General features: G+C 39.9%; 29 protein-coding genes and 7 pseudogenes. 14 read left to right on the top strand and 22 right to left on the bottom strand.

Features of this window, described 5'->3' with window-relative positions; translation table 11 throughout:
• Nucleotides 1-17 precede the first annotated feature (17 nt).
• The 20 genes and pseudogenes from DW739_RS04965 to DW739_RS04865 all read right to left on the bottom strand — a co-directional run bounded on the left by DW739_RS04965 (nt 18) and on the right by DW739_RS04865 (nt 13492).
• Nucleotides 18-1451 (bottom strand): phospholipase D family protein, encoded by a 1434-nt coding sequence (locus tag DW739_RS04965; RefSeq protein ID WP_118493301.1) that lies wholly within the window; start codon nt 1449-1451, stop codon nt 18-20.
• A 115-nt stretch (nt 1452-1566) separates the two neighbouring features.
• Nucleotides 1567-1839 (bottom strand): annotated as a pseudogene (locus tag DW739_RS04960) (antirestriction protein ArdA); the annotation flags it as partial.
• A gap of 573 nt (nt 1840-2412) precedes the next feature.
• Complete coding sequence (locus tag DW739_RS04950) at nt 2413-2571, bottom strand: rubredoxin (RefSeq protein WP_107000935.1); 159 nt, start codon at nt 2569-2571, stop codon at nt 2413-2415.
• 90 nt (nt 2572-2661) lie between these two features.
• Nucleotides 2662-3036, bottom strand: coding sequence for a desulfoferrodoxin family protein (locus tag DW739_RS04945; RefSeq protein WP_107000936.1), 375 nt, complete (start codon nt 3034-3036; stop codon nt 2662-2664).
• Between the two features lie 27 nt (nt 3037-3063).
• Nucleotides 3064-3363, bottom strand: a pseudogene (locus tag DW739_RS04940) (L-lactate dehydrogenase); the annotation flags it as partial.
• 16 nt (nt 3364-3379) lie between these two features.
• A complete protein-coding gene (gene rbr, locus DW739_RS15290; RefSeq protein WP_107000937.1) occupies nt 3380-4561 on the bottom strand; it encodes a rubrerythrin in 1182 nt (393 codons plus the stop codon).
• The gene (locus tag DW739_RS04930; RefSeq protein ID WP_107000938.1) at nt 4554-4961 is read right to left on the bottom strand and encodes a transcriptional repressor; all 408 of its coding nucleotides are present in this window, start codon (nt 4959-4961) and stop codon (nt 4554-4556) included. The genes rbr and DW739_RS04930 overlap by 8 nt, the downstream gene beginning before the upstream one ends.
• Nucleotides 4962-5088: 127 nt before the next feature.
• The gene (gene yaaA, locus DW739_RS04925; RefSeq protein WP_118522287.1) at nt 5089-5838 is read right to left on the bottom strand and encodes a peroxide stress protein YaaA; all 750 of its coding nucleotides are present in this window, start codon (nt 5836-5838) and stop codon (nt 5089-5091) included.
• Complete coding sequence (bcp, locus tag DW739_RS04920) at nt 5838-6293, bottom strand: thioredoxin-dependent thiol peroxidase (protein WP_118293336.1); 456 nt, start codon at nt 6291-6293, stop codon at nt 5838-5840. The genes yaaA and bcp overlap by 1 nt, the downstream gene beginning before the upstream one ends.
• A 3-nt stretch (nt 6294-6296) precedes the next feature.
• On the bottom strand, nt 6297-6506 hold the full coding sequence (locus tag DW739_RS04915; protein ID WP_015516636.1) for a DUF6219 family protein: 210 nt from the start codon (nt 6504-6506) through the stop codon (nt 6297-6299).
• 264 nt (nt 6507-6770) lie between these two features.
• Nucleotides 6771-7073: pseudogene (locus tag DW739_RS04910) on the bottom strand (NifB/NifX family molybdenum-iron cluster-binding protein); the annotation flags it as partial.
• A pseudogene (locus DW739_RS04905) lies at nt 7067-7402 on the bottom strand (AAA family ATPase); the annotation flags it as partial. The pseudogenes DW739_RS04910 and DW739_RS04905, both read right to left, overlap by 7 nt.
• Nucleotides 7320-7934 carry a ParB/RepB/Spo0J family partition protein gene (locus tag DW739_RS04900; protein ID WP_242995809.1) on the bottom strand — a complete coding sequence of 205 codons (615 nt, stop codon included), beginning with the start codon at nt 7932-7934 and terminating at the stop codon, nt 7320-7322. The pseudogene DW739_RS04905 and the gene DW739_RS04900, both read right to left, overlap by 83 nt.
• A gap of 751 nt (nt 7935-8685) precedes the next feature.
• Nucleotides 8686-8991, bottom strand: a complete 306-nt coding sequence (locus DW739_RS04895; RefSeq protein WP_002304425.1) for a hypothetical protein — start codon at nt 8989-8991, stop codon at nt 8686-8688.
• An 85-nt stretch (nt 8992-9076) separates the two neighbouring features.
• Nucleotides 9077-10450, bottom strand: a complete 1374-nt coding sequence (locus tag DW739_RS04890) for a site-specific integrase (RefSeq protein WP_002304423.1) — start codon at nt 10448-10450, stop codon at nt 9077-9079.
• 4 nt (nt 10451-10454) lie between these two features.
• Nucleotides 10455-11078 (bottom strand): helix-turn-helix domain-containing protein, encoded by a 624-nt coding sequence (locus tag DW739_RS04885; protein ID WP_002304420.1) that lies wholly within the window; start codon nt 11076-11078, stop codon nt 10455-10457.
• Nucleotides 11079-11195: 117 nt separating this feature from the next.
• On the bottom strand, nt 11196-11432 hold the full coding sequence (locus DW739_RS04880) for a helix-turn-helix domain-containing protein (protein ID WP_002304418.1): 237 nt from the start codon (nt 11430-11432) through the stop codon (nt 11196-11198).
• Nucleotides 11433-11438: 6 nt separating this feature from the next.
• Complete coding sequence (locus DW739_RS04875; protein ID WP_002578938.1) at nt 11439-11846, bottom strand: type II toxin-antitoxin system PemK/MazF family toxin; 408 nt, start codon at nt 11844-11846, stop codon at nt 11439-11441.
• 514 nt (nt 11847-12360) lie between these two features.
• Nucleotides 12361-12666: a helix-turn-helix transcriptional regulator gene (locus DW739_RS04870; RefSeq protein ID WP_002304413.1), complete on the bottom strand. Its 306-nt coding sequence runs from the start codon at nt 12664-12666 to the stop codon at nt 12361-12363.
• Nucleotides 12667-12928: 262 nt separating this feature from the next.
• Nucleotides 12929-13492: a hypothetical protein gene (locus tag DW739_RS04865; protein ID WP_002304412.1), complete on the bottom strand. Its 564-nt coding sequence runs from the start codon at nt 13490-13492 to the stop codon at nt 12929-12931.
• Between the two features lie 286 nt (nt 13493-13778).
• On the opposite strand from DW739_RS04865, the gene DW739_RS04860 reads away from it, so the two are divergent.
• Together DW739_RS04860 and DW739_RS04855 are read left to right on the top strand one after the other, a co-directional pair.
• Nucleotides 13779-14228 (top strand): helix-turn-helix transcriptional regulator, encoded by a 450-nt coding sequence (locus DW739_RS04860; protein ID WP_002304411.1) that lies wholly within the window; start codon nt 13779-13781, stop codon nt 14226-14228.
• Between the two features lie 51 nt (nt 14229-14279).
• Complete coding sequence (locus DW739_RS04855; protein ID WP_002304410.1) at nt 14280-14834, top strand: ImmA/IrrE family metallo-endopeptidase; 555 nt, start codon at nt 14280-14282, stop codon at nt 14832-14834.
• A gap of 162 nt (nt 14835-14996) precedes the next feature.
• Here the strand turns inward: DW739_RS04855 and DW739_RS04850 are convergent, their stop codons facing one another.
• Nucleotides 14997-15374 carry a helix-turn-helix transcriptional regulator gene (locus DW739_RS04850; protein ID WP_002578940.1) on the bottom strand — a complete coding sequence of 126 codons (378 nt, stop codon included), beginning with the start codon at nt 15372-15374 and terminating at the stop codon, nt 14997-14999.
• A gap of 382 nt (nt 15375-15756) precedes the next feature.
• Between DW739_RS04850 and DW739_RS04845 the strand changes: the two genes are divergently transcribed.
• The 12 genes and pseudogenes from DW739_RS04845 (at nt 15757) to DW739_RS04780 (ending at nt 23550) form a co-directional block, all read left to right on the top strand.
• The gene (locus DW739_RS04845; protein ID WP_002304408.1) at nt 15757-16893 is read left to right on the top strand and encodes a site-specific integrase; all 1137 of its coding nucleotides are present in this window, start codon (nt 15757-15759) and stop codon (nt 16891-16893) included.
• A gap of 100 nt (nt 16894-16993) precedes the next feature.
• Nucleotides 16994-17338: a helix-turn-helix transcriptional regulator gene (locus DW739_RS04840; RefSeq protein ID WP_198957774.1), complete on the top strand. Its 345-nt coding sequence runs from the start codon at nt 16994-16996 to the stop codon at nt 17336-17338.
• Nucleotides 17339-17342: 4 nt separating this feature from the next.
• Nucleotides 17343-18110 carry a 23S rRNA (adenine(2058)-N(6))-methyltransferase Erm(B) gene (gene erm(B) / locus DW739_RS04835; protein WP_279221036.1) on the top strand — a complete coding sequence of 256 codons (768 nt, stop codon included), beginning with the start codon at nt 17343-17345 and terminating at the stop codon, nt 18108-18110.
• A pseudogene (locus tag DW739_RS04830) lies at nt 18111-18308 on the top strand (antitoxin); the annotation flags it as partial.
• A 1-nt stretch (nt 18309) separates the two neighbouring features.
• Nucleotides 18310-18458 (top strand): annotated as a pseudogene (locus DW739_RS15345) (zeta toxin family protein); the annotation flags it as partial.
• A 60-nt stretch (nt 18459-18518) separates the two neighbouring features.
• Nucleotides 18519-19064: an AAA family ATPase gene (locus tag DW739_RS04820; RefSeq protein WP_002304402.1), complete on the top strand. Its 546-nt coding sequence runs from the start codon at nt 18519-18521 to the stop codon at nt 19062-19064.
• A gap of 286 nt (nt 19065-19350) precedes the next feature.
• Nucleotides 19351-19654: pseudogene (locus DW739_RS15340) on the top strand (toxin zeta); the annotation flags it as partial.
• Between the two features lie 503 nt (nt 19655-20157).
• Nucleotides 20158-21027, top strand: coding sequence for a hypothetical protein (locus DW739_RS04800; protein ID WP_002578944.1), 870 nt, complete (start codon nt 20158-20160; stop codon nt 21025-21027).
• 19 nt (nt 21028-21046) lie between these two features.
• Nucleotides 21047-22087 carry a hypothetical protein gene (locus tag DW739_RS04795; RefSeq protein WP_002304399.1) on the top strand — a complete coding sequence of 347 codons (1041 nt, stop codon included), beginning with the start codon at nt 21047-21049 and terminating at the stop codon, nt 22085-22087.
• Between the two features lie 9 nt (nt 22088-22096).
• A complete protein-coding gene (locus DW739_RS04790; RefSeq protein ID WP_002588965.1) occupies nt 22097-22351 on the top strand; it encodes a hypothetical protein in 255 nt (84 codons plus the stop codon).
• A 16-nt stretch (nt 22352-22367) separates the two neighbouring features.
• Nucleotides 22368-22631: a DUF1292 domain-containing protein gene (locus DW739_RS04785; protein WP_002304397.1), complete on the top strand. Its 264-nt coding sequence runs from the start codon at nt 22368-22370 to the stop codon at nt 22629-22631.
• Nucleotides 22632-22680: 49 nt separating this feature from the next.
• Nucleotides 22681-23550 (top strand): zinc metalloprotease HtpX, encoded by an 870-nt coding sequence (locus DW739_RS04780; protein WP_118742724.1) that lies wholly within the window; start codon nt 22681-22683, stop codon nt 23548-23550.
• Between the two features lie 278 nt (nt 23551-23828).
• Here DW739_RS04780 and DW739_RS04775 read toward each other — a convergent pair whose 3' ends face one another.
• On the bottom strand, nt 23829-25241 hold the full coding sequence (locus DW739_RS04775) for a relaxase/mobilization nuclease domain-containing protein (RefSeq protein ID WP_002578945.1): 1413 nt from the start codon (nt 25239-25241) through the stop codon (nt 23829-23831).
• Nucleotides 25242-25265: the final 24 nt, after the last annotated feature.

Raw genomic sequence — 25265 nt, 5'->3', positions numbered from 1 at the left:
ATCTTCTTCCTCCTTTATCAGAACAGATATCTTGCCCATCCAAGCAGATGCTGTACCAAAAGTACGTTTCTCTGACGCTTCTTTGTCAATTCAATTGGCTCTACATGATACGGATCACGATAGGTTCCATCTTCCAATACCTGTCGGGACACTCTTTCATATTCCATCATGCCTTCTTCCAACTGTTTATTAATCTCTTTGCTACGTATTACAAGCATCAGTTCCGTATCCAGATACGTGCTTCTCATATCCATGTTAAAGGAACCGATTACGGATAGATCATCATCGATCAGGATGCTTTTTCCGTGGTAAGAATAGCCGCCTTCATACTCCCAGATATCAATTCCTGTATTTAAAATTCTGTTTCTGTTTCTCGCATAATCAGCAGAACCAAACGGATTTCCATTGTTGGCAACCGAATTGGTCATGATAGAAAAATCCGGAACTCTCTCCGCAATCTCTTTCCATGTATTATACATCATATCATTGCAGATAATATATGGTGTATGAATTTTCACGCGCTCTTTTGCATTTTTCATTAGTTCTCCCAGTTGATACCAGACTACTGGTTCCTTGGGACCTGTGTGGATAGGATTTGAAACTAATGCAATCTTTTCTGTCTCAAAAGTTTCGTCCGTGTAATCGGTATCGCAGATTCTTTCCTTATTCTCTTCAAAATATTTCTGATAGCCGTTCTGCAGCTCTAAAACTGCGTTCTTTACAGATTTTCTATTTACCAGTTTTTTATTGTTATGAAAATAACCACTGTCTTCCTGATTCCATATGGTTTCAAAATACTCTGACAACTGGTTAACTGAATTTTCTTTCTCAGGTTCATCGCAAACCACTAACACGTCTCTGTCATAGTTCTTATGTCCCGGAAAATCACCCAGGAAATAATTGTATGTATTTCTTCCCCCAAGAATATATCTCTTTCCATCTGCAATCAAATATTTATCATGCATTCTACCCATCATTTTCCACGGTTTCAACGGATTGGCCTTATTATACAGTTTAATTTCAACATTCTCATGGGAAGATAATCCATAGAAATACGGATTTCCTTCCATATCAATCCAGCTCTCCATTCCATCTACTAACAGACGAATATGTACACCTCTGTCTGCCGCATCATGCAGTGCTCCTAAAATCAATTTTCCACTTTCATCGGATTGAAATGCAAAAGTAGAAAGAATAATTTCCTTTTTTGCATTCTTGATCAAACGCACTCTTTGTAAAAGCGCTTCTGGATTCTTTTCTATGATTACTGCCCGTTCTGTATTTTCACTGCATTCGTTCCATGACCCATTTTTTGTTTCTTTTTTGGTTGTATTGGACACCTCCGGCTGCTCTTTATATGCAACGCAGATTCCGAGCAATTCATAAAAAGCCACACATAAAAAAATTGCCAGTATAACAAGAAGGATTTTACATATTTTATGCTTTTTCATTGTACAGCACCTGATTCCTTTTTATTTCATACTTATACAATACAAAGTCAATCTCAATTTAACCTCAACAAAATTTATTTTTCATAAAAAATATGACCGGCTTCTTTTTAAAGAAAGCCAGATAATTGAGTTCATCCAGACTTTCGTATTCTCCCAGCATTTCATACAGCCCATCGACATAACAGTCATAATCACTTATGAACCATTCTTCATAAGGATTACCAAAGTCATCTTTTGAACCGATTCCAATTCGTTCAAATACTTTTTTCAGATCTTCTGATGTGGTAGGAAACTTTACCCATTCGCCTACCAACTCCCCTTCGTTATATTTTCCGAGATTCGTGATGTAAGCTTCAAATGGGCAATCGTGGCCATATTCATATGCCATGCTATTTCCTCCTGTTTCATTTTTCAGGTCATCACCCGGTTTTCGGCATCAAAAAAAGCGCCATACTCATCACCATTCCGACAATGAGCAGACGCTTTATATTTTGTCCGTATTCTTTTGCAAAAGAGAAACAAATGAAATGTAAGTTTGTAGCTCATGTCTCATTTGTCTATGATAATATTAGCACAGGTCAATTCTGAAAAAAAGAGGTAGAATGGTAGCAAAAGGATAGCAATTGGTAACAACATGGGAGTAATACGGAAACATGCTGCACATTCCCCTATCCTCTATCCGCAGACTCTACACATATAACCATAATCTGTTCATCTTGATCTTCTATCTCATCATTATGATGTTCTATAAATTCATCAAGTTTGTGTATAAATTTCAGATGTTGAACTTTCTGTGTAAATAACTTCTTATAATTAATAGATTCCATATACTGCTCTTCATCAGTAAAGTGTTTTACTGTATAATCACGAAGATTTTCCAATATTATGTCAATTCTATCATATTTATTCCATTATAATATTCTGGTTTCATTTCATACATCCATTAGTCCTGCTTTCATTTTTATTCAGCCTTTGAAAACTGGTCTTTGCCTACAAAACATAACGGACATTCAAAATCTTCCGGAATATCCTCCCACTTTGTACCAGGTGCAATACCACCTTCTGGATATCCCTTCTCCTCATCGTATTCCCATCCGCAAACATCACATACATATTTCATTTGTTGTTCCTCCTTGTAAATACATTAATACACAGCCTATATTACGGTTATATTTGTGTTGTTCTTAAATCTTAATATGTATAAATGCTTTTAGCATTTCCATAATCCATGCAGGTTACAATATGCATATACTTCTTCTACCTGTTCACCATCGCAAAGACAAAAATCTGCTATCGGCTCCTGCCCTGGATTTAACTGTTTTCTGTATATTCCCTGATTGGTATTTAATGTAATCCACTCAATGAAATGTTCTTCAAGCATTGGATGTTTTGTCTCTCCGACCACGACATGAACATAATTGCCTTCCACTGTATATACAGGCACGTGCTTCTCAACAGCCGCATCTGTCACACCGGCTTTTAATTCCTGCATAGGTTCTCCGCAACAAATTACAGGAACACCTTTATCCTTTACCTTTTCAACAATGTTTCCACAATGCTTACATATATAATACTTTACTTCCATGCTTTTATCTCCTTCCATGTGTATAATTTATAGTTCAATCGTCTCTATAATCTTTTTCAAAGAATCTGCAGATTTCTTAAGCTTTAATGCTTCCTCACCACTTAAATTAATAGGTATATTAGACTCAATACCATCAACACCTACAATAACTGGCATACTTAACGATACTCCGTCAATATCATATACGCCATGAATTATGTGCGATACCGGAAGTATTGATTTTTCATTTCTCATAATTACTTCACAGATTCTTTTTACAGACATTGCCATTCCATAATATGTAGCGTGCTTTTTATTTATTATTTCATAAGCACTGTTCTTGACTGCTAATAATCTTATCTCCTTAATAATTCTCTTCATGTACTTCAAAATAGCTTTGTGGATGGTTACATACCGGACATACCTCAGGAGCCTTTGTTCCTACCACAATATGTCCGCAGTTACGGCATTCCCATACCTTAACTTCGCTCTTTTCAAATACCTGTGCAGTTTCAATATTCTTAAGAAGTGCACGATATCTTTCCTCATGGTGCTTCTCAATCTCACCTACTGCCCTGAATTTTGCTGCAAGCTCAGGGAATCCTTCTTCCTCAGCTGTTTTAGCAAAGCCGTCATACATATCTGTCCACTCATAATTTTCGCCTTCTGCCGCTGCCGCCAGGTTTTCCTTTGTATCACCAATTCCTGCTAATTCCTTGAACCACATCTTTGCATGTTCTTTCTCATTATCTGCAGTCTTTAAAAACAATGCTGACATCTGCTCGTAACCTTCCTTTTTCGCTACAGAAGCAAAATAGGTATACTTATTTCTTGCCTGTGATTCCCCCGCAAATGCCTCCTGTAAATTCTTCTCTGTCTGTGTTCCTACATATTTGTTTTCTGCCATCTCTTTTACCTCCGTTTTCTTTACTACTTTTTCAAAATCTGATGCCGGGTGCTTGCACAAAGGACATATAAAGTCATCCGGTAATTCCTCGCCTACATATTCATATCCGCAAATTCTGCAACGCCATATTGTCTGACTGTCCTCTGTTTTTCCAACCTCCTGTGGCTTAGGCTTAATGTTATTCTGATAATAATCATATGTTACTGAAGGAACATTGCTTAAAACTTCCATATCGGTTATCTCACCGATAAACATCGTATGTGAACCTAAGTCCTCTGTTTTAGTAACTGTCACAGAAATGTATGCATTTGTACCTTCTGTAATATAATAAATACCATTCGTGCCCCTGGCACACTGCTCAAATGCTTCAAACTTATTGGTATCTCTTCCTGATTGGAAGCCAAAATGTTTGAACAATTCAAATTGTGCCTTCTGACTTAAGACTGATACAGTAAATTTTCCGGTTCTTTGAATCATATCATGCGTATAATTTGCCTTATTTACACAGATACTTAACTGGTTTGGTTCCGAAGCTGCCTGAATGGCTGTATTAATGATGCATCCGTTATCTTTTTCTGCTTCTTTAGCGGTCAATATAAACAGTCCATAACTCAACTTATACATTGCTTTCCTATCCATGCTGTTCCTCCTTTACCTTCTCCCTGCATTTCGGGCAAATGCCTTTAAATGAAATATCGTAATCCACAAATTCAATTCCATGAGTGTTATGAATTCTTTCCAGCAAATCCGGTATTTGATCCATATCCACATCAAAAATTTCACCGCACTTTATACATCTTACATGGTAATGATTTTTCAATGTAAAATCAAATCGGTTCGGTCCATTCGGAACTTCAACCTTTCTTAATGCACCTTCCTCTACCAATATATCAAGATTTCTATATACAGTTCCTTTTCCAATTGATGGATATGCTTCTTTTATAAATTCATACACTTCAATTGCCGTAACGTGTCTTCTCATTTCGTATACGGTATTTCTTACGAGATCTTTTTGAATGGTATTTCTCCTACTTGTCATCCGTCCTCCTTATTAGGATTAGTTCTTAATAAGGATTATATACCACCATCATCCTGTTGTCAATAAAAATAGTAATAATTCTCATTATTATAAAAGGTGCTAAACTGAGCATCTTTTACCTGAATAACTATTTTATTTTGCGTTCAAATACATATTCTGAATCTGAAGATAAATCAGACCTAAACGAATATCCGAGTCTGTCAAATTTCTGAATCTCCACCGGATTTTCAATATTATTTTCCGCTATGAATCTGACCATTTCACCACGAGCCATCTTGGCATAGGTACCTTTTGTTACCAATTTATCTCCGGATAACTCACAAAATACAATCGTAATATATCTGTCCTGTGGTGTCAGATACTTTTCTATACATTTCGAGTATTCTTTTGATGCAAGATTAATGATAATCCTGCTGTCATCAATTACTGAATGATATAACCGGTCCCCCCAGTAATCATATAGATTTGTTGTTTCTTCAATCTCAGCTTTTGCCTGCATTTCAAGGCGATAAGGAGTCACACCATCCAGTGGTTTTAAAATGCCATAAAACGCAGACAGGATTCTTAAATGATTTTGCAGATACTCAAACTGCTGGATTTCAAACACAGCTGGTGCCATATATTGAAATGCAATTCCTTCATATGCTAAAACAGCCGGAGTAAGTCTGTTATAAAGATCCATATTTTCCAATCTGTGAAAGTTCTGCTCTGCAATCTTGTCATTACATTTCCAGATAGCTTTCAGTTCCTCTTTTGATTTGCTTTTCATCCAGCTCAATATCTCTGCTGTCTTATCAATAAAGGCAGGCAGTTCAACCGGTGCTATGTTATCTGTATCTACAATCATCTTTTTTGCAGGTGACAATATAATCTTCATCAATTTAATTCCTTAAGCATATTTTCAGGATCATCTGCCGCCTTGACTTTATCATTTGCCTTTCTAATGATTCCCTGCTCGTCAATAAGATATGTGGTTCTTACCACACCCATAGAAACCTTGCCATATTTTTTCTTTTCTTTCCAGACATCATATGCTTCGATCACCTTACGCTCCGGATCTGCCAAAAGTGTAAATGCCAATCCATATTTTTCCTCAAATTTCTTGTGAGAGGCTACAGAATCCTTACTGACTCCAAGGATCACCGCACCTTTCTCGGTGAATTGTGGATAACGCTCAGAAAAGCCACATGCCTGCTTCGTACATCCTGGTGTATTATCCTTTGGATAAAAATATAAAATTATTTTTTTACCTAAATAATCACTTAATTTATGCACTTCTCCGTTCTGATCCGGCAATTCAAAATCCGGTGCTTTTGTTCCTATCTCTAACATTTACTATTCCTCCGCTTTTGTATTTTCCACCTGTTTTCTTGTTCTTTTATTACCTGAAATCATTTTATGACCAGAATAGACTGCCATAATCATGCATATCAGAGAGCCAAATGCAAAGTATTTGTGTGCTGCTTTTAACCCTTTATATCCTGTATAAAAAGTTCCAACCATTGTAACTATTGCTCCGATTGACCAATATTTATGTGCTTTCATTTTATACCTCCAAATTGATTAAGCTGTTTCCAAAATAAATATCTCTGGATCATTAACAATATTATACCTTCCATTCATCACTTTCTACAAGTAAGAAAAGAAAAATACTCAATCCATGTAGAGATCGATGTAGCATTCACAGTTTTTAACCGCCTTATTGAAAATGTAATCTGCCATCTTATCAAATAATACAAAAGGATGTATCACGATAATTCTCCCATTACCTTGACGCATCCTTTCGTATTGTATTTTTTGCTATTCTTCTTAATGACAGCTATGGTTTCCACATCCATGTTTACCACATGTATGTCCCTCTCCGTGGCTGTGCTCATGGTGAGAACACTTAACATCTGGATTATAATCAAGTGTATCATTGATAAAAGCTTCTACTGCTTTATCTGCATCTCCTGAAACTCCGCCAAAAAGCTTAATGCCTGCTGCCGCTAACGCAGTCTGGGCACCTCCTCCTATTCCGCCGCAGATCAAAACATCGGCATTTAATGCATTAAGAACTCCTGCCAATGCACCATGTCCGCTTCCATTCGTATCTACTACTTCTGAATACAATCTATAATGATAAAATCATAAAATTCCCTTAATCTCTCAATAAGTGACCTCATAATCAGTTCCCTGCTCATTGCGTTTACCAAAGATACCTCAATCGCTGATAATTCTATATTGACCGGTATCAGATCCACACCTTCCTTATGATGAAGGATTGTTTTTTCCATGTTCAGTTTTTCATCATTCACAATATTTAGCATCAGCGTTGCAAGAGAATACTCCATTTCATCCGGTTCCTCATACCCTAAACTAATTGTGAGACTGCCCTGCGGATCTGCATCTATCAGAAGAACCTTTTTCCCTTCCTGTGCCAATCCGATTCCTAAATTCACGCACGATACCGTCTTTCCAACTCCACCTTTTTGATTTGATACTGCTATGCACCTGCTTCGCACTGTCACCACAAAGTTCTCCGATTACGTCAATACTCCTCTTTCCTGTATTGTGGTCAACTTGACTACAATTCTTTCTGCCTGCCTTTTTTTTGATGGCATCATATTTCATCTTATAGGCATAGGCCTTTTCACTTGGTGTAATTTGCTCTCTCTGCAAATTGGAATCGACCATGATCACTACTGCTTCATCATCCTGCAACATACAAATGATTACCGGAATTTTCTTATATCCCAGCTTCTCAGCCGCATATTTTCTTCTGTGGCCAGAAATAATTTCGTAGTAGCCTTCAATCTTTGGACGAACAATCAATGGATTCAGTACACCATACTTTTTTATGCTGTCCTGCAGCTCAATCATCTGACTGTCTCCGATCACTTTAAATGGATGATTTGAAAATGCTCTTAACCGTTCCATTTCAATCTCAACAACTTTTTCATCCGGATCTCTTACATCCGTTTTTTTATCCATAAGCTATCCTCCTCTAAAATATCTGTAATGAAAAAATCCGCCCAGAATAGATTCTTAATCTAATCTGAGCGGATAGATCCGTCAGGCCTGTTTTGTTCAGGCAAGAAAACCATATTTACATTCATTGACACCCCAATCCTTATCCTACGCTGTAGTTATCTCCGTTCGGTACCAGGACTGAATTATTGCATTGGTGCCCGTTAAGAAATTTCGGTGCTCAATATCTGCGTTTAAGTGTTCTCTCGGTGCTCACGAGCACCGGAAAAAAGAAAAAGCAGCAATGAACTTTTACGATCATTGCTGCAAAAAATGCACGTTCCCAGGGGGAATCGAACCCTCAACTAGTGCTTAGGAGTAGACCCGATACGACATCGGGAAGTGGCATCTAATGCTTAAAAATGCTTGGAAATACAAGGTTTTTCAGCATTTCAAATCCCATCTGATACTACGCTGTGATAGCTAATTCAGAGGGATTTTACACCGTCCGATTGGCTCGAAATTAGCAAGTCTTTCGATTTTTGGTGGACGTTGCAAGTGCAAGTAAATGTCACTATGTAACTTCTCGTGATGCGAAATGATAGGAAATCCTATTCATTCTCGTGTGAGGGTGCGGGTGTCCTTAGACACAGATTTCAGTCTGTTTTATATATCATTTCAAAATGAATTTTTCAACCAGAATTATTAAGAATTTCAAAGGTTTTTCAGACTCAATGATTCTATGTAATTTAGACCCGCCGAAGCAGGTCTTTTTTTATTTCAGCATAATCTCTCTATCCTCAGCGCCGAGCATATAAGCACCCTTGGCAAAAGCATCCCTTGCAAGAAGCTCTGCTACATCAACCCTATCGAACAGCATCCATATTTCTTTCTCTTTCGGAGTCAGTTCATGGCTATGGTCAAACAAATGCTCAAGTCCCAATCCTTCAAGCAATGCCGACTTTGCTGCTTTGTATTCCTCAGCTCTGCCAACATATTCGTCGTTCCTTTCCTTGGAAAATGCCTCGATATTGTCAGCTCTCAGATGCTCGTAATACTCGTCCATAAAGATTCTATCCATACTCGTTGACCTCCATAACAAAAAAATAAGGGCAGACCCTTTTACAGCTATTGTAGCTATGTAAAAGGATCTGCCCTTGCAGTTACTATAATGTTTTTGCCAGCGACTTCAGGAGTGCTGCCATTTCCGGATTTTGCAGAAGCTTCAGAAGAAGTTCTTTATCATCAGCGGAGCTTTCCGTTGCGGCTGGTTGAACCGGCTCAGGCGTTGCCTGTCTGCCTGAGTAGAACGCAGCTTCCATTCTTTCAGCGTTCAGTCTGCGGTCATCGTCGATGATATGGGAGTAAACATCCGCTACCATCTTGACCTGTGCATGACCGGAATCGCCTTGAACGGATTTCATATCGCCGCCGTTCAGCTTCAGCTTGTAAGTGATACTGGAATGTCGGAGACTATGGAAAACCACTTTCGGCAGTCCCTTCTCCTCAATCAGCTTATTGAAAGCACGGTTGATAACCTGCCCCTCAATCGGCTTGCCATTGGAAGAACAGAAAACCAGATTGAAGTCTACGAACTCGTCACCGAAAAGGTCTTTCAGTTCTTCGATGTCAGCCTTTCGCTGTACCAACATTTCCGCTACGGTTTTCGGTAAGAACACCTTGCGGACACTTGTTTTGGTCTTAGGAGTTTTGAGAACCAATGCGGTATGCGTACTGGCGAAGGTCGGTGGGAACTTGAACATGATGTCCTTACCGTCCAGATCTGCCATCGCTTCACGATTTACTCTCTGCAACTCCTTTTCAACGAAGATGCTTGCCTGACCAAGTTCAATACTGGTGGGGGAAATGTCAATACAGTCCCAGGTAAGCCCCAGAAGCTCGCCCATTCGCAGGGAACAGGAGAAGGCAAGGTTAATAGCCAGACGAAGAATATCATCGTCACAGGCTTCCAGAGCCTTCTGGAGCACTTCTGCTGTCCAGATATCCCTGGTCTTGTGTTCTTCTTTCGGCAGCGTAGCGTGCTCCACAGGGTTTCTGGTCATCAATTCCCACTTGACCGCTTGATTGAAAGCATTTCGCAATGTCTTGTGAACCTCTCGGACAGTATGCGGAGTCAGATATTCTGTACGGGCTTTTACATACTTAGAAGAAACCGCTTTGACAGAAAGCAAATCTCGGTAATACTTGTCCATGATTCTCGGCGTGACATCCTCCAGCTTCATATCACCGATGAGGGGACGAATATAGTTTGCAATCAGGCTCTTTCTGCTTTCATAGGTAGACATCGCCCAGGTGTTCACACCATAGATTGACATATACTCATCCAAAAGATCATTGACGGTTTTAGCAGAAGGGGGAATAAAGGTTCCGGACTCCTGCTCATATTCAACCTGCAACTTCCTTTTCTTTGCTTCGGCATTCGTTTCAAAGGTTTCCCACTTCTGACGCTTGTTGCCGTTCTCATCGGTGTATGTATAAACCACAGAATACTTCTTTTTTCTCTTAACGATAGATGCCATGTAATCAGCTCCTTTCCTGTCTATCTTCCGCTAACTGGTAGCGGGTCTGATTGTGATACCATTTTTCAAAGCTCTCTTTGGTAGCTCGCTTATACCTGCCAACCTTGATAAGCTCAAAATCTTCATTGGCAACGATATAGTAAATGGTCTGACGATGTACCCCAAGCATTCTTGCCATTTCCGGCAGACCGTAGGTGGATGCCATAATATCTGCATCCAGTTCCTGATCCTCTACCGTGCGGTAATCGGTTTGAGAAGCATACCATCTTTCAAAGCTCTCCTTTGTCACTCTGCGCTTGCCCAGGACATCGACCACATCAAAATGCCCTTTGGCAACCAGTTCGTAAGCAGTCGCTTCTTTCAGCCCAAGGCGCTGTCCAAGCTCCTCCATTGAATATGTAGTTTTCTTCAATTCCTCGCCGGGAGGGGTTCCATCGACCTTCTGGTATTTGAACTGATTGGCATACCATTCTTCAAAGCTGTCGATCATCACCCTCATGGTGTTGCCGACAAGAATGGTTTTGAAGTAATTCTTCTTAATGAGCCAGTATGACTCCGTTTTACCAAGACCGAGCATCCTGCCCATTTCCAGAACAGACATACTCGTGCGTTTTCTCATTTCCGCCATCGTACAACCTCCTATGTAAAAAATGTAGCCATGTGTTTCTTGTCATGGCTACATTTTATCGAACTCTCAATATGTTTTGAAGTTTGTCGCCGGGTTGTACGACGCCCTTGACAAATCTTACATTTGATGATCCAACCACTCATCAAAACTCTTTTTGGAGATTCTGATACTGCCACCGATGCGGACGCTATGGAAAACTTTCTTTTTCACAAGGTTGTATGCGCTGGTTCTGCTGATGCCCAGAATATCCTGAATCTCATCAACCGTATAGGTTCTCTTATCAAACTGAACTGCGTTAGCAGCCATCGCTTCTTCGGTGCGCTGATTCATGGCAGCGATTCTTTCTTCAAACATTTATGTTCACTCCTTCGCTCTCTTTGCTTTATGTTTTGGGGAACGCTTTTTCAGCTGTTCCATTGCCAGGCTGACAGATAAGGCTTTCTCAATCGCTACCATTTCACGGGGCGTTACCTTACCTAAGTAATTATCAATCCTGCTTTTATCAATGGTACGAATCTGTTCCAGCTGAACAACGGACGCTTCTTTGAATGCAGGATTGTCGTAAATAACAAAGTGCGTCGGCATATTCGCTTTCTTATGGATTCTGGTGGTGACCGTTGCCACAATCAATGTGGGAGCGTGTTTATTACCGGTATCGTTCTGAATGACGATAACCGGACGGATGCCGCCTTGTTCCGACCCAACTACCGGGTCCAGCTTGGCGCAATAAATATCACCACGGCAATATACCCAATTTTCTTTCATCATGTGCCATGACCTCCTTTCGTTGGCTATGTAATAACTGACTGCCAGAAAGGAATCAGGCAGTCAGTCCAAAAGTCTATGTGTCCCATATTTGCCACGCACCCCTGGGAAAGAGGGCTTACGCCCTCAGGGAATCACCGAACGACTGATTGCGAATCAGTTCCATAGGAATCTAACCTCTGCCGGGTTCTCCGCCAGCTCCGTAGAGAAGTATCTTTAATCCTGTTGCTTTCATGGCCGTATTGGGAGCAACCCAATATTTACAAGCCAGTATTGATCGCTGGCATCGGGAGAGAGACAAGCGCTTAATTTATAGAAGAAAGTCGTTCTGTTTCTCTATCCGATACGTCTCGGCGTACCGCTGATGTGGCTGATGCTCTCGCACCGGCAACAGGAACGTATTCGATGACTGTGTATTCAGTTTTCAAGGATCAAGCAGCCGATTTTCTTTGGCTGTATCTAAATTGTACCTGTTCCTCATGCAAGTTTTTATTGCCTCGTAGGTATAGTTTTGAGGTTATTCACGACCTAAAAATATGTAATCAAGGGTTGTCTCAAAGCGCACAACCAGTTCGATTGCCAAATCAATAGAGATACCTCTGTTGCCGGTTTCAATTCGTGCAATGGTGTTTGCGGCAACACCTAACTGCTCCGCAAGCTGTTCCTGTGTAAGCCCATGTTCCTTTCTCAAGGCTTTAATTCTTTTTCCGCTTTCAACCAAGTCGTAATACATTTTCGTTCCTCCGTGTTTTTGAATTTGTGAAGTTGCAAAATCAAAAACAGCGGGAGGAGATCGTGCCCGATTCTCAATACCCTTTGCCATCTGCCTGTCCTCCTTGCAGGCATAAAAAAAGAGCCGGAGTAAATTACTCCAAGCTCTCGTTCATGCCTTTGTGTTAATTATGGGGGAAAATAGGCAGGTATAAAAAAAGCCCCGTACCCATTACAGGCACGAGGCGTAACTCTCTCTATTCAATTTTATGCCGCTATCTCCCAGCATAGCCATTTTAACACTGGACAAGTCGGACTTTCAGTAGGGGAACCGTCGTATTTTCATCGGATTTTAGTCGGACTAAAATCCTGTCTTAGCATTCACAATAACACAATGCTTCTTCCTCCCGGGCACTTTCCAGGAAATCTTTCAATTTAGGAATGGCTGTTCCCCAAAGTGACAGACCAAATAACAGTATCGCTTCTTTCTTTCGGTCATAGTAGGTGCTGCGTTCCATATTCAAAACCTCCAGCATTTCTGATTCCCTGTACTTGAAGCGGTTGAGATATGCCTTTGAGATAATCTCACAGTACAGAGCGCCTTTATCTGGATATTCTCTGATTTTCAACATAGCCATATCTACCAGTTCAATGATCCACTTTGTCTCAAATAAGCTGCGAATGCGTTCTTCAAATCGTTCTCTCGCTTCATCCGGAGCAAAGTTCTCCAGATAAATCAATGCACCATCTAAGCTGTCACCGTAAGTACAAATAAGGGTATCACATACATCATTCGCACGATCAATGGTAGACCAGCACACCTCTCGATATATGGATAAAATCAGCTTTGCTCTTTCATACAGAACCTTCTCGTCAATGTTCTGCATCCGGCAAAGCATTCGAATACTGCTTAATACCTGTGTATTATATCTGCTCATTCAGAATCTCCTTTCAGCCTAATCCATAAAATAAGAATTCCTTTCTAACTCCTGTCACTTGGCTAAAGGGAAACAAATACCATGGGACAAGAATGACTATAACTTCCGATATTTGATTAAAATAACAGAAGTGAAATCGGAAGTTCTTGACTTTATAAAAGTTCCGATATATAATTAAGTGGAATTAAAACTTCTGTTATGATTCTTATTATAGCATTTTCCAGAAGTTTGTCAACAAATAATCGGAAGTTACGAATAAATATTTTTTGAAAGGAAGGATACTACCATGACATTTGGAGAAAAAATTAAAGAAGCTCGTTTGGCTATGAACCTATCTCAAACGGAGCTTGCCCAGATGACCGGCATTTCCGAAAGATCCCTTTACACCTATGAGCAGCTCGGAACACTCCCCAGAAAAAGCAACATCAGAAAACTTGCTGAAGCACTGCATATCTCTGTGTCCTATCTTTTGGACGAATCTGAAACGGATAGCCAGAGCCATATAGATCAGGATATGTTTATTTTAGAGGCAAAGGAAAACTTCGGTTCAAAAGGAGCAAAAGAAGCTCAGGAAGTGTTGGGTCGTGTAAATTCTCTGTTTGCCGGTGGAGAATTGGACGAGGACGCAAAAGATGTATTCTTCCAGGCGATTATGTCAGTTTATATGGACTCTAAGAAAACAGCACGGGAAAAGTACACTCCGAAGAAATACAGAAAGCATAAAGATAAAGAGTAAAATCCTCAAGCACAGAATATGTTTTCTGTGTGCGATTCGGAGGTGAAGCAAATGAAAACGGCAGAGCATATCATTGAAACTGTCGATAAGCTTGTGCGAAAATATCACACCAGAGACCCTTACGAGCTATGTCAGCTGTTAGGTATCAAAATCCACTATTACGATTTACAGAAGAAATTGAAGGGCTTCTTCTATTACCAGTCCAGACAAAAGAATATCGTGATAGATCACAATGTGAACGGTATCCTGGAGCGTATATTAGTCGCACATGAATTAGGACACGCTGTCCTGCATACAAAAATCGCTATGATGCACGGCTTTCAAGAAATGGAAGTTTTTGATGATAGATCAATCGAAGAAAATGAAGCAAACTTCTTTGCGGCGGAGCTTCTGTTAGAAGATGGGAAAGTCCTGGAATGCCTTTCGGAACACACATTTTTTGAAACGGCTAAAATGCTCTATGTACCGGCAGCATTATTAGACTACAAATTCAGCCTGCTCCACGAAAAAGGAGAGCTGGTAAATTCGATGTATATTCGTAAAGCAGATTTCCTGAAAGAAGATCTTCATGCCTACGATAACGACATTGGTTATGGCGATATATGAATATCTATTTTTATATCTTTACAGAAAAAGTCCACCAGTACGATGCGTAGTGCATCATGACTGGTGGACTTTTTGCTTCTTAAAGAATCAGTATATTGTGCTGCAAAAAAGAACCCCATAGCAGTTCACTCTGTACCGTCAATGGGCTTCTTTTTCATTATATCAATCAAGCTCCGCTTTTTTTATCATCTCTTGCTGGTCAATCAAGACATCAATCAACTTTCCTACGGTTATCAATGTTGTTACATTACACTTTTTCAGTTTTGCAGCAATCTCATTATCAATGATGCTGTCGCATTTTGCATATGGGGTATCCAGTAAAAAATAGTCAAAGTTCTTTTCCAAGACGAATGCCAGTTTTAGAAGCATTGCCAAAGAAACTTTCGTCTGTCCAACTTCAACATGGCTCATATGATTGTTCGAGCAACCAACCAACGCACCCAAATCAGCCTGACTATAACCCTTTTCCAGTCGGGCAGCTCTAATGCGCTGACCAATCTTAACGTAATCAATTTCCGGTTGCGTTTCAATCACCTCCATGCTGTGTATGATTCTGCTATACATTATAAAATGTACCAAAAATCTCAACAACCAACATCGGGTGCAAGTTGCATTTATAAATGCAATATGATAAAATTTTATAGGCAGATTGCATTAAATGATAGAATGAAAAGAACCCCAAGACGACAATATGAGCTATCTTGAGGTTCTTTAAAATAAAAAATTCGTAGAGTACATTACTCCACGAATCGCATTCTTCTCTGTTTTTTTTAGTTTATATCTTTATTTTACAAATTGTCGCACTGTTTGTCAATATGTTAGGGACATAAAACACGAGGTTTTGCACAAAAATCCATCTTAGAAAGTTCCAAAGTCACAATTTGCCGTCAGAATTATAGTCATATTGAAGGAGGTGTACCTTATGGCACGAAAAGGAGAAAATATTTACAAAAGGAAAGACGGCAGATGGGAAGGAAGATACATTAAGTCCCGATCTTCTACAGGCAAAGCCAATTACGGTTATGTTTATGCAAAGTCATATCGAGAAGTCAAGGCAAAACTTATCAGTCAAAGTTCGTGCACGAGTAATTCTGTCACTGTCGATCCAGAAATTAGCTCAGATCAATTTGAACAGGTTGCTATGGAATGGTTTCAAGCTATATGTCCTAAAGTGAAGGAATCTACAAGCAACAAATATAGGAATCTTCTCAGCTCGTATATACTTCCTGTGTTCGGAAGCAAACAATTGCGTGATATAACACACGAGTTTATTGAAACGCAGTGTAATTTTTTCCTTGTTTCTGGTGGATTAAAGGAGAATGGACTTTCCTCTAAAACTGTTTCAGATATTTTATCTCTAATTCGAAATGTCTTACAATTTGCCACCCGAAACGGGAAAGCCATTTCTTGTGACGCACGATCTATACAGATAAAACGTCAAACGAAGGAAATGAGAGTTTTGAGTCGTGCTGAACAGGAAAAATTATGCCAATACTTGTATTCTAATCTTGATTCCTGCAATATTGGTATATTAGTATGTTTATTCACTGGTCTCAGAGTAGGTGAAATTTGTGCGTTACGATGGGAAGATGTTTCATTCTCAGATTACACAATCCACGTGCATCAAACGCTCCAGAGAATCCAAGATAGAACCAACAGTGAATACAAGACAAGGATTGTTGTTACCACACCAAAAAGTGCTTGCTCCATCCGTACTATTCCAGTACCCCATGGCTTAATGACTATTCTTACAGCACACAAAGCTTCTTCTACTGGCTACATCCTAACCAATAGCGATCAGAATCCATTAGAACCAAGAACCATGCAAAATCATTTTAAGAAGGTATTGAAAAACAGCGGAATCACCTCCGCAAATTATCACTCGTTACGTCATACATTTGCTACAAGGTGCATAGAGCTTGGATTCGATGTAAAAAGTCTCAGCGAAATATTGGGTCATGCCAGCGTGAATATTACAATGAATCGCTATGTACACCCATCCATGGATTTAAAAAGAGAAAATATGCAACGGCTTTCTGATTTATTAGCCGTCAAATAAATTGTCAACACCGTCAAATAATGCTGAGTTTTCAGTGTTTGGCGGTGTTTTTTCGTGGAGTAATGTACTCTACGAAAGAGTATACCCAGGAGGAGATTTATTGATTCAATTTGTAGGGCGAGATGCTTATAAGCAGTTTTGGAATTTTAGTAAAGATGAGAAAGAGAACTTGGCCACTCAATTGGCGATTGAGTTACCCGCACTCAGAGGAAAAGTTGGTGCATCACAAGAAGAAATTGCTTCGGCTGTTGGTATTTCACGACAAACTTATAGTGCCTACGAAAATCGGACACGCCCAATTCCATGGAGTTTATATCTAGCACTATTGTTTTATTTTGATTACATTCCAAGTACACATTATATGATTCGCCAGCTTGAATTATTCCCAAATGAATTAGACGAATGTTGGTTAGCTGGTAGAGTTTTTATTGAGGAAGAAAAATGAGCGAATATTCACAGCAAATAAAAAGGGGTATTACATGAACAAAAATATAAAATATTCTCAAAACTTTTTAACGAGTGAAAAAGTACTCAACCAAATAATAAAACAATTGAATTTAAAAGAAACCGATACCGTTTACGAAATTGGAACAGGTAAAGGGCATTTAACGACGAAACTGGCTAAAATAAGTAAACAGGTAACGTCTATTGAATTAGACAGTCATCTATTCAACTTATCGTCAGAAAAATTAAAACTGAATACTCGTGTCACTTTAATTCACCAAGATATTCTACAGTTTCAATTCCCTAACAAACAGAGGTATAAAATTGTTGGGAGTATTCCTTACCATTTAAGCACACAAATTATTAAAAAAGTGGTTTTTGAAAGCCATGCGTCTGACATCTATCTGATTGTTGAAGAAGGATTCTACAAGCGTACCTTGGATATTCACCGAACACTAGGGTTGCTCTTGCACACTCAAGTCTCGATTCAGCAATTGCTTAAGCTGCCAGCGGAATGCTTTCATCCTAAACCAAAAGTAAACAGTGTCTTAATAAAACTTACCCGCCATACCACAGATGTTCCAGATAAATATTGGAAGCTATATACGTACTTTGTTTCAAAATGGGTCAATCGAGAATATCGTCAACTGTTTACTAAAAATCAGTTTCATCAAGCAATGAAACACGCCAAAGTAAACAATTTAAGTACCGTTACTTATGAGCAAGTATTGTCTATTTTTAATAGTTATCTATTATTTAACGGGAGGGAATAATTAAACTATGTTTTGAACCATGAATTAAATAAAAATGACTCTCAATTATTGGAAGTCAATTTATTAAACCAATTAAAGCTTGCAAAACGTGTAAATCTTTTTGATTATTCTTTAGAAGAATTACAAGCCGTTCATGAGTATTGGCGGTCAATGAATCGTTACTCAAAACAAGTTTTGAATAAAGAGAAAGTGGCTTAATATGGCAAATATAGTCAATTTTACTGACAAACAGTTTGAGAATCGCTTAAATGATAATTTAGAAGAATTGGTTCAAGTAAAAAAGCGGTTGAATCGCCAACCGCTTTTTTACTTGGTGGGCAATCAGGGTCAGGGAAAACCAGTTTGCGAAGAAGATGATTGAGCAGGCAGGAACAAAGTGATAAATTCAAATTGTGAGGGAAAATACAGATGAATCAAGGAAGAATTATTGTGATTACAGGCTCACCGGGGACAGGAAAAACAACAACTGCGTCAATTGTCGCAAAGGAATCAGATATGGATAAATCAGTGCATATGCACACCGATGACTTTTTTCATTACTTAAGCAAAGGCGCAATACCACCACATTTGCCAGAATCCAACAAGCAAAATCTGGTTGTCATTGAAGCCTTTTTAGAAGCTGCAAAGCGATATGCTCGTGGCGGATATGATGTAATTGTAGATGGGATTGTCGGGCCATGGTTTTTGGAGCCATGGAAAGCTCTTGCCCAAGAAGATTACGAGGTACACTATATTGTATTAAGAGCGAGTAAAAAAGAAACTATGAAGCGAGCTGTGGAACGCTCAAAATTAGATAGAAAAACAAATATTGAATTAGTGGAAACAATGTGGGAGCAATTTTCCGGTTTGGGGATATATGAATCAAATGTCATAGACACAACTACATTCACAATTAAAGATACGGTTTCCGCAATAAAAGAAAGAGTTGCATGTGGGACGTCTTTACTATCTTAGACATTCCCATTTGTCAGGAAGATAGCAAAGCCAGCCGAGCCAGTCAACGGTCAAGATGAACGGCGCATTTCATGCGCCGCCGTTGACAGTCACGCCCGTCTTTGCTAAAAAGTAATCAAGGCGGGAAAGCCCTAAAATGGCTTCCCGCCCATTTCAATTTTTAGAAAAGAAACGCTCCAAAATCAGAAAGAGAGCGTCCAAGCACTTTGAGGGATTGGCCGCCTTGTCCACCCATTCAGCGGGACAGCGGGCGGAGGTCAAGGCCGGGTGTAAACCCGTTCATTTCAGCTTAGAAACCCTTCATAAAACGGGCTTATTTAGCGATATAAGGCTTTATAATAGAGAAGGAGTGAAACTTCTATTCAAGTTTAGAAACGCCTTCCATTAGTCCGAAAGAGACCTTAGAAAGAGAATTAAATCGTAAAGTATCAGGGAAAGAAATTCAACCGACTTTGGAGAGAATAGAGCAAAAAATGGTTCAAAATCAACACCAAGAAACCCCTGAATTTAAAGCAATTCAACAAAAATTGGAAAGCTTGCAGCTACCTACACCACCAATACCCAAAACACCTAAACTTCCAGGACTTTAAACCTTAAAAAAGGAAAAGAGTAGTTACCAAAAAACGGTAACTACTCTTTTTTTATAAAAACCTTTCCTCATGTTTGAAAAGCTGATCGAGAAATAAAGCACACAACGGTATTCTTTCTTTTTTCAGTTGGTACATTTTGCAGTCTGTAACGTGTCATTTACTGTTTGTTACCTTAACATATCCAGTCGAAAACACAAGGGTATATAAACGAGCAAGCTCGCCCTTGTGTTTTCTTTGTGTCTATGTTGCGTTCTCGTCACAGCAAACGACACGAACACACTGGCGAAAATGAACCAACAAAACGAAAAAAGAAAGGAGCGTATACTTCACAGACGGTGTTAAGGATACTTACCAGATGAAACCGTACATTGCACCGACCGCTGCTGAGTTGGAACAATTTCTTTCCTCTCTAAATTAAATCTTGCCGAAGCAGTGATGTGTCAGACTTTCCTGACACATCGCCGCTTTGCACTTCACAAAATCCGCTGCCAGGAGGTGATGAAATGAGTATGGTAAATGCTGACTCCGTTCAGCTATTCGCAATGCTGAAAAAAATGCAGGATTCCATTTCCTCCATCGAAACTACCAAAAAATCTGTAAAGATGAAATATGAACAGTTAGGTGCTGGATGGCAAGATAAAAAATACAACGAGTTGGGCGTGGTTGTAAGAGACTGCAACAAGGCTCTCAATGACATATTGGTAATTATGCTTCAAGCAGAAAAATATGTGGCTTTACTCGCCAAGAGCCTTAGTGAATACGAAAGTGTTCAACTAGGATCTACAAATGGAATATCTGCAAGCACACCTCAGACCAGTAGTTTTGCTGTTACACCATCAAGTGCAGATACAACCACCTTTGAGTCAAATACCTTTGGTTCTAATCTTGCATTTGTTCAAGACAGACTATCAGCTGAACGATATTTTTCCCGTGGAAATCACTATGAAGAATATCGAGATTATTGGGAGAACGGGAACTATACCTTTTCTCGAAATGAAAATCCAGAACTCGTATACGTTAGAGCAAGGGATATTGAAGGAGTTTATCTCAGTGACCGAGAACTTGGGAACCCGGAAGGATTTTGGACACGGAATGGTCGAGAGGGATGGTCGAGAGAAAACATTCTAAGGCGAGCTTCGCACATCCAAGATGTTCGTCAAAATACTGAGTCAGGAATGTCTTTGGATGAGCTTTCACAAAACCCAGTGTTAGATGATACCATTCGTAGCTATTACAATAATCCTGTCCAGGTTGCGCAGGTAGGTTCTTATTATGTATTTCAGAGTGATGGGCGACATCGAACACTTGCAGCTCAATCGCTTGATACATATATCCCGGTTTTAGTAACAGGTAGCTACACTCGAAATGATTAACAAATGAGGAGGTGAGTGTTTGAGCAACGTAAATGCTGATGCAACTCAATTACTGACAATACTGAAAAATATGCGGACCTCCATTTCTTCTATCGAAACTACAAGAAGTTCTGTGAAGATGAAATATCAGCAATTGGGAATTGGATGGAATGACAAGAAGTACGATGAGCTGGGAACTATCGTAAAAGATTGCAACAAAGCCCTGAATGATATTTTACAGATTATGCTTCAGGCCGAAAAATACGTTGCTTCACTTGCCAAAAGTGTACAAGAATATGATAATGTTAATTTGGACACTCCTTCTGCACGAAATTCTTTCCTCCAGGGTCTGCAAACACCTAATGTTGGTAATTCGTCTTATCAGTATTGCCTTGGCGTGCTAACCCAAGGTAGCACACCAGACGGATATATCGCTGTTATATCACAACGCCATGAAAATGCAGAGCAGAATGTCAGAGAAGTGTTTGACCATTTCGCTGGTAAACTGATGATACAAGATTCTGAATATCCACCGGATCAGACAGCACATTACTCACCGGGAAATTATATAGGGCATTCACGAGGAGTCTACTACAATGCAGCTTCTGATATGACAAATCCAAGAGGTGCAGGAACAACTTATTTCCACGAGCTTGCTCACATGATCGACCATGCTTCGTGCAACTATCGGAGCAATCTATCCAATACTCCAGAATTTGCTGAGGCACTGGTTGAGGACGGACAAAGAATCCTGAGCTTATATAACAATCTTCCAGTGGAAAAGCAAACTGCTTTTCTGACCCGTATTAGGCAGGATTCAGCTCACTCCTTCTCGGACTTAATTGATGCGACAACAAATGGTCAATTGCACGGAAATTATGGTCACTCAAGGAACTATTGGACGAGACCGGGCAATCTACAAGCAGAAGCCTTTGCCCACTTTTTTGAAGCGTCTATGGGAGACCAAGGCAAATTAGAGCTATTAGCAAATTTCTTTCCTACAGCGTTTGGTATTTTTTCTTCAATGATTGATTCTATTAGACCAGATAATCATGTTAGGGTCTTGAGCAGAGAAAGGTAGGTGCATACAATGGACAAAAACAAGAGCGTTGCAGATTTTATGAATAGCTTCCTTAATACACCTGAACCGAAAATTGATAATGAGTATTATGAAATCGAAGAACAGTATTTTCGGCAATTCGGTCATGGTGTCCCAAGGGAAATGTTGCCTGATAGCATTTCAACGGAACAAATTAAACAAGCCATGAAAAAATGCATTCTTTCCAAAAAGGATAATCTCTTTGAACTATTAGGCATCATTATCAACGATAATTATTTATATTAAGAAAAGGAACGACGACATGGATGAAGACAACATTATAACTTTGAATGATGAGAATGGGAACGAAGTTGAATTTGAATTTCTTGACTTAATACCGTATCGCCAGAACGAATATGTTGTCCTGCTTCCTATTGGAGATTCGGATGGGCAAGTTGTTATTTTGCAGCTGAAAGAAATTGACGATGAAACAGAAGAATATGTTGGTGTTGAAAACGAATTTGTGTTAGAGACTGTCTTTGCTCTGTTCAAAGAGCGAAACAAAGATTTCTTTACATTTGAGTAATTAAACAATGCAAGCTCAAACCAACAACACGATAAAAGGGGGGTGCATTATGGATATTTGGCATCGTGTAGGCAGAATTGTTCGCTTCTCAAACTTAGGAACTCTTCTGTTCTTTACTCTTAATATTCTGCTGATTGTTGCTGTGTTCAGTTCGTCAGGAAGCATTGTTGAACTGATTTGTATTTACTTTTTCACAGTAGCTATCAGCTTATCCCCATTAGGCGAAATGTGCCTGGCTGCCTTCGCAGGAGCAAGCGATATAAAAAGAGTAGATATAAAACTTCGAGTTGTCCCGCTGGTTCAATATGTTTTAGATAAAGCAAAAGAGAACACATCATACTGTCCTAAAAAAGTGAAAGTGAAGATTATCCATGATCCTGCTCCAAATGCATTTGCTCTAGGTAGGCAAACACTATGCATAACTGACGGATTGCTTTTACTCTCCGATGATATGATACTTGGAATTCTCGCCCATGAGATCGGACATCTCTCATACGGACATACTGTTATCCAATTATTGATTGGCGGGGGCAATATATTTATATCCGGGTGCCTCCTGTTAATCAAAATATCCTACTGGATTTTTTCTGCAATCATGGGGCTGTTCGCAATATGCTCTCGTAGTGGTGTAATGGGTATAATTACCGCAGTTTTCGCAGGAATATCAACAGCACTTTCTTGGTTATGGGTAAAGTTCTGTATGCTTTTTCTGATGTGGTCTATGAGACAAAATGAGTATCTGGCTGATGAATTTGCTTATAAAATTGGTTTTGGTCTTGAATTAGCGACGGTATTAGACCAACATATCTCAGATGTTCCGCATGATGGTTTTCTCAGTGCAATATACTCAACTCATCCATGCAACGATGATAGGGTTGCAGCATTGCAAAATTTAGGTGTACCCTATTCTCGATACTAAATTCATAATCTCACAAATTGGCAAGCAGTGTAAACCTGTACAGGTTCACTCATTTTCTCGATTTTCCCTTCGGTGCAATCTTCGCAAATTTGCTTGTTGGGGAAGCATCCCCAATCCCCTTTGAACATCATCTGCCGATGATGGCTACACGATTTTCAATCGTTTCTCAAAGAACAGTAGAATAAAAATTTGCCCATGGTTGAAAGCACCGAAATCGAAAAGCAAAAAAGCAGCCACGATCCGCACCCTTTGGGGAGTGCAGACCGTGGCTTTTTGCTTTAACGGAAGTTCTTCTTTTCCTCTTTCTCTTTCTCTTTTTCCTGCTCTTTCTGCCTGTCGATATTCAAAATCGTTTCAACCGTCCGTTTGGCAATCAGCAGTTCTTCTTTCTCTTTTCTGATCTGACGGTACTCAGCGTAGTCCTGCTTTTTCTGGACTGCCAGCTGATGAAACTCCTCATACAATGATTGCATGGACGGGAGCTTTGTAATCTGCAATTCATCAAAGGCTTGCTTCGCCGCTTTATGAATTGTGATTTCCTGACGGTGTTCTTCAAAGAATTTTTTGCTATATCCAGACTTGCGGTACTCGATATAAATTTGCCTTGTGTTGCGATAATTTTTGATGTGCTGCTGCAACGCCTGAACCTCAACCATACGTTTCTCTGCGACCTTGATAGAATCAGAAAGCGCATCGAACCGGGCAGACAGATTTTCAATATGAGCAGTCAGATCGTCGTAGTTGCCCAAGCCTTTTTCTTTCAGTAGGATTACCGTTCGGGCAGCTTCTTTTCGGTTGAACTTCTTCGCCCACTTTTCATAACCGACCGTCTTGCCCTCGGCCATCTTTGCCTGAATATCAATCAGCATCTGGAACTGCTTCGGGGCAGGAGCCTTGGCAGAGCCGCCTTTTGATTTGTGCAGGTTCTTGCCGGAGATAACCGCTTGAATTTCCTCTTTGCTATATCCTTCGCCCAGGGAACGCAGCCGAATGAAACGCTTCTGATTCTCGCCCTTGAACGCAGGCTGCTTTCCATCCTTGAACTCAAATCCCATGTCAGCCAGAGCCTGAACAAAGCCATCAAAGCTCTTTGGTTTCTGCTTCAGCACCGCATCAATCGCATCACATAATTCGTCACGCTGGGTACGCTTCTTGGGATAAACAGTTCTTTTCTGGCGCTCCCGATACGGCTTCGGTGTAATAATGGACAGCCCGTGTTCCAGGCAAACCATATCACTGAGTCTTTGCACCGCCAGACCGGAAAGAAAGAAGTTTTTGAATTTCCGTGTGGCATCCAGCGAGGTCGAATTATAAATGATATGATTGTGAATGTGGGATTTGTCGATGTGGGTCGCAACGATGAAAGCGTGTTTTCCCTTTGTCCATCGCATCGCTGTTTCATAGCCGACTTGGTTCGCTTCTTCCGGGGTGATTTCTCCCGGCTTAAAGGACTGGCGTATCTGGTATGCGATGATATTGTTCTTCTGCTGTCTGCCGGTAATATGCTGATACTGCCGTTTGGAAAGCAGAAATTCCTCATCTGCTGTCTTTGGATCACACTCATAGGAACTGATAAATTCGCCATCATTGGTTTTTGCGGCATTTTGTGAGTAGTCGGTTCTGTCTGCCAAACATTGAGCGACCGTCTTTCCCTTATTCACATGGAGTGCAATCAATCTTGTCGCTGCCATTCCCATCACTTCCTTCCCAAAAAG

The organism is Clostridium sp. AM28-20LB (assembly GCF_003480665.1).
In the GTDB taxonomy this organism is placed as follows: Bacteria; Bacillota; Clostridia; order Lachnospirales; family Lachnospiraceae; genus Otoolea; species Otoolea fessa.
The sequence above is the reverse complement of the archived record's forward strand: the minus strand, read 5'-3'. Positions and strand labels throughout refer to the sequence as shown.

Bases quoted from the DNA above. Each gene is read 5' to 3' on its own strand.
- DW739_RS04965 (WP_118493301.1), bottom strand. From the start codon at position 1,451: ATGAAAAAGCATAAAATATGTAAAATCCTTCTTGTTATACTGGCAATT.
- DW739_RS04950 (WP_107000935.1), bottom strand. From the start codon at position 2,571: ATGAAATATGTATGTGATGTTTGCGGATGGGAATACGATGAGGAGAAG.
- DW739_RS04945 (WP_107000936.1), bottom strand. From the start codon at position 3,036: ATGGAAGTAAAGTATTATATATGTAAGCATTGTGGAAACATTGTTGAA.
- rbr (WP_107000937.1), bottom strand. From the start codon at position 4,561: ATGGATAGGAAAGCAATGTATAAGTTGAGTTATGGACTGTTTATATTG.
- DW739_RS04930 (WP_107000938.1), bottom strand. From the start codon at position 4,961: ATGACAAGTAGGAGAAATACCATTCAAAAAGATCTCGTAAGAAATACC.
- yaaA (WP_118522287.1), bottom strand. From the start codon at position 5,838: ATGAAGATTATATTGTCACCTGCAAAAAAGATGATTGTAGATACAGAT.
- bcp (WP_118293336.1), bottom strand. From the start codon at position 6,293: ATGTTAGAGATAGGAACAAAAGCACCGGATTTTGAATTGCCGGATCAG.
- DW739_RS04915 (WP_015516636.1), bottom strand. From the start codon at position 6,506: ATGAAAGCACATAAATATTGGTCAATCGGAGCAATAGTTACAATGGTT.
- DW739_RS04900 (WP_242995809.1), bottom strand. From the start codon at position 7,934: ATGGATAAAAAAACGGATGTAAGAGATCCGGATGAAAAAGTTGTTGAG.
- DW739_RS04895 (WP_002304425.1), bottom strand. From the start codon at position 8,991: ATGGATAGAATCTTTATGGACGAGTATTACGAGCATCTGAGAGCTGAC.
- DW739_RS04890 (WP_002304423.1), bottom strand. From the start codon at position 10,450: ATGGCATCTATCGTTAAGAGAAAAAAGAAGTATTCTGTGGTTTATACA.
- DW739_RS04885 (WP_002304420.1), bottom strand. From the start codon at position 11,078: ATGGCGGAAATGAGAAAACGCACGAGTATGTCTGTTCTGGAAATGGGC.
- DW739_RS04880 (WP_002304418.1), bottom strand. From the start codon at position 11,432: ATGTTTGAAGAAAGAATCGCTGCCATGAATCAGCGCACCGAAGAAGCG.
- DW739_RS04875 (WP_002578938.1), bottom strand. From the start codon at position 11,846: ATGATGAAAGAAAATTGGGTATATTGCCGTGGTGATATTTATTGCGCC.
- DW739_RS04870 (WP_002304413.1), bottom strand. From the start codon at position 12,666: ATGGCAAAGGGTATTGAGAATCGGGCACGATCTCCTCCCGCTGTTTTT.
- DW739_RS04865 (WP_002304412.1), bottom strand. From the start codon at position 13,492: ATGAGCAGATATAATACACAGGTATTAAGCAGTATTCGAATGCTTTGC.
- DW739_RS04860 (WP_002304411.1), top strand. From the start codon at position 13,779: ATGACATTTGGAGAAAAAATTAAAGAAGCTCGTTTGGCTATGAACCTA.
- DW739_RS04855 (WP_002304410.1), top strand. From the start codon at position 14,280: ATGAAAACGGCAGAGCATATCATTGAAACTGTCGATAAGCTTGTGCGA.
- DW739_RS04850 (WP_002578940.1), bottom strand. From the start codon at position 15,374: ATGGAGGTGATTGAAACGCAACCGGAAATTGATTACGTTAAGATTGGT.
- DW739_RS04845 (WP_002304408.1), top strand. From the start codon at position 15,757: ATGGCACGAAAAGGAGAAAATATTTACAAAAGGAAAGACGGCAGATGG.
- DW739_RS04820 (WP_002304402.1), top strand. From the start codon at position 18,519: ATGAATCAAGGAAGAATTATTGTGATTACAGGCTCACCGGGGACAGGA.
- DW739_RS04800 (WP_002578944.1), top strand. From the start codon at position 20,158: ATGAGTATGGTAAATGCTGACTCCGTTCAGCTATTCGCAATGCTGAAA.
- DW739_RS04790 (WP_002588965.1), top strand. From the start codon at position 22,097: ATGGACAAAAACAAGAGCGTTGCAGATTTTATGAATAGCTTCCTTAAT.
- DW739_RS04785 (WP_002304397.1), top strand. From the start codon at position 22,368: ATGGATGAAGACAACATTATAACTTTGAATGATGAGAATGGGAACGAA.
- DW739_RS04780 (WP_118742724.1), top strand. From the start codon at position 22,681: ATGGATATTTGGCATCGTGTAGGCAGAATTGTTCGCTTCTCAAACTTA.
- DW739_RS04775 (WP_002578945.1), bottom strand. From the start codon at position 25,241: ATGGCAGCGACAAGATTGATTGCACTCCATGTGAATAAGGGAAAGACG.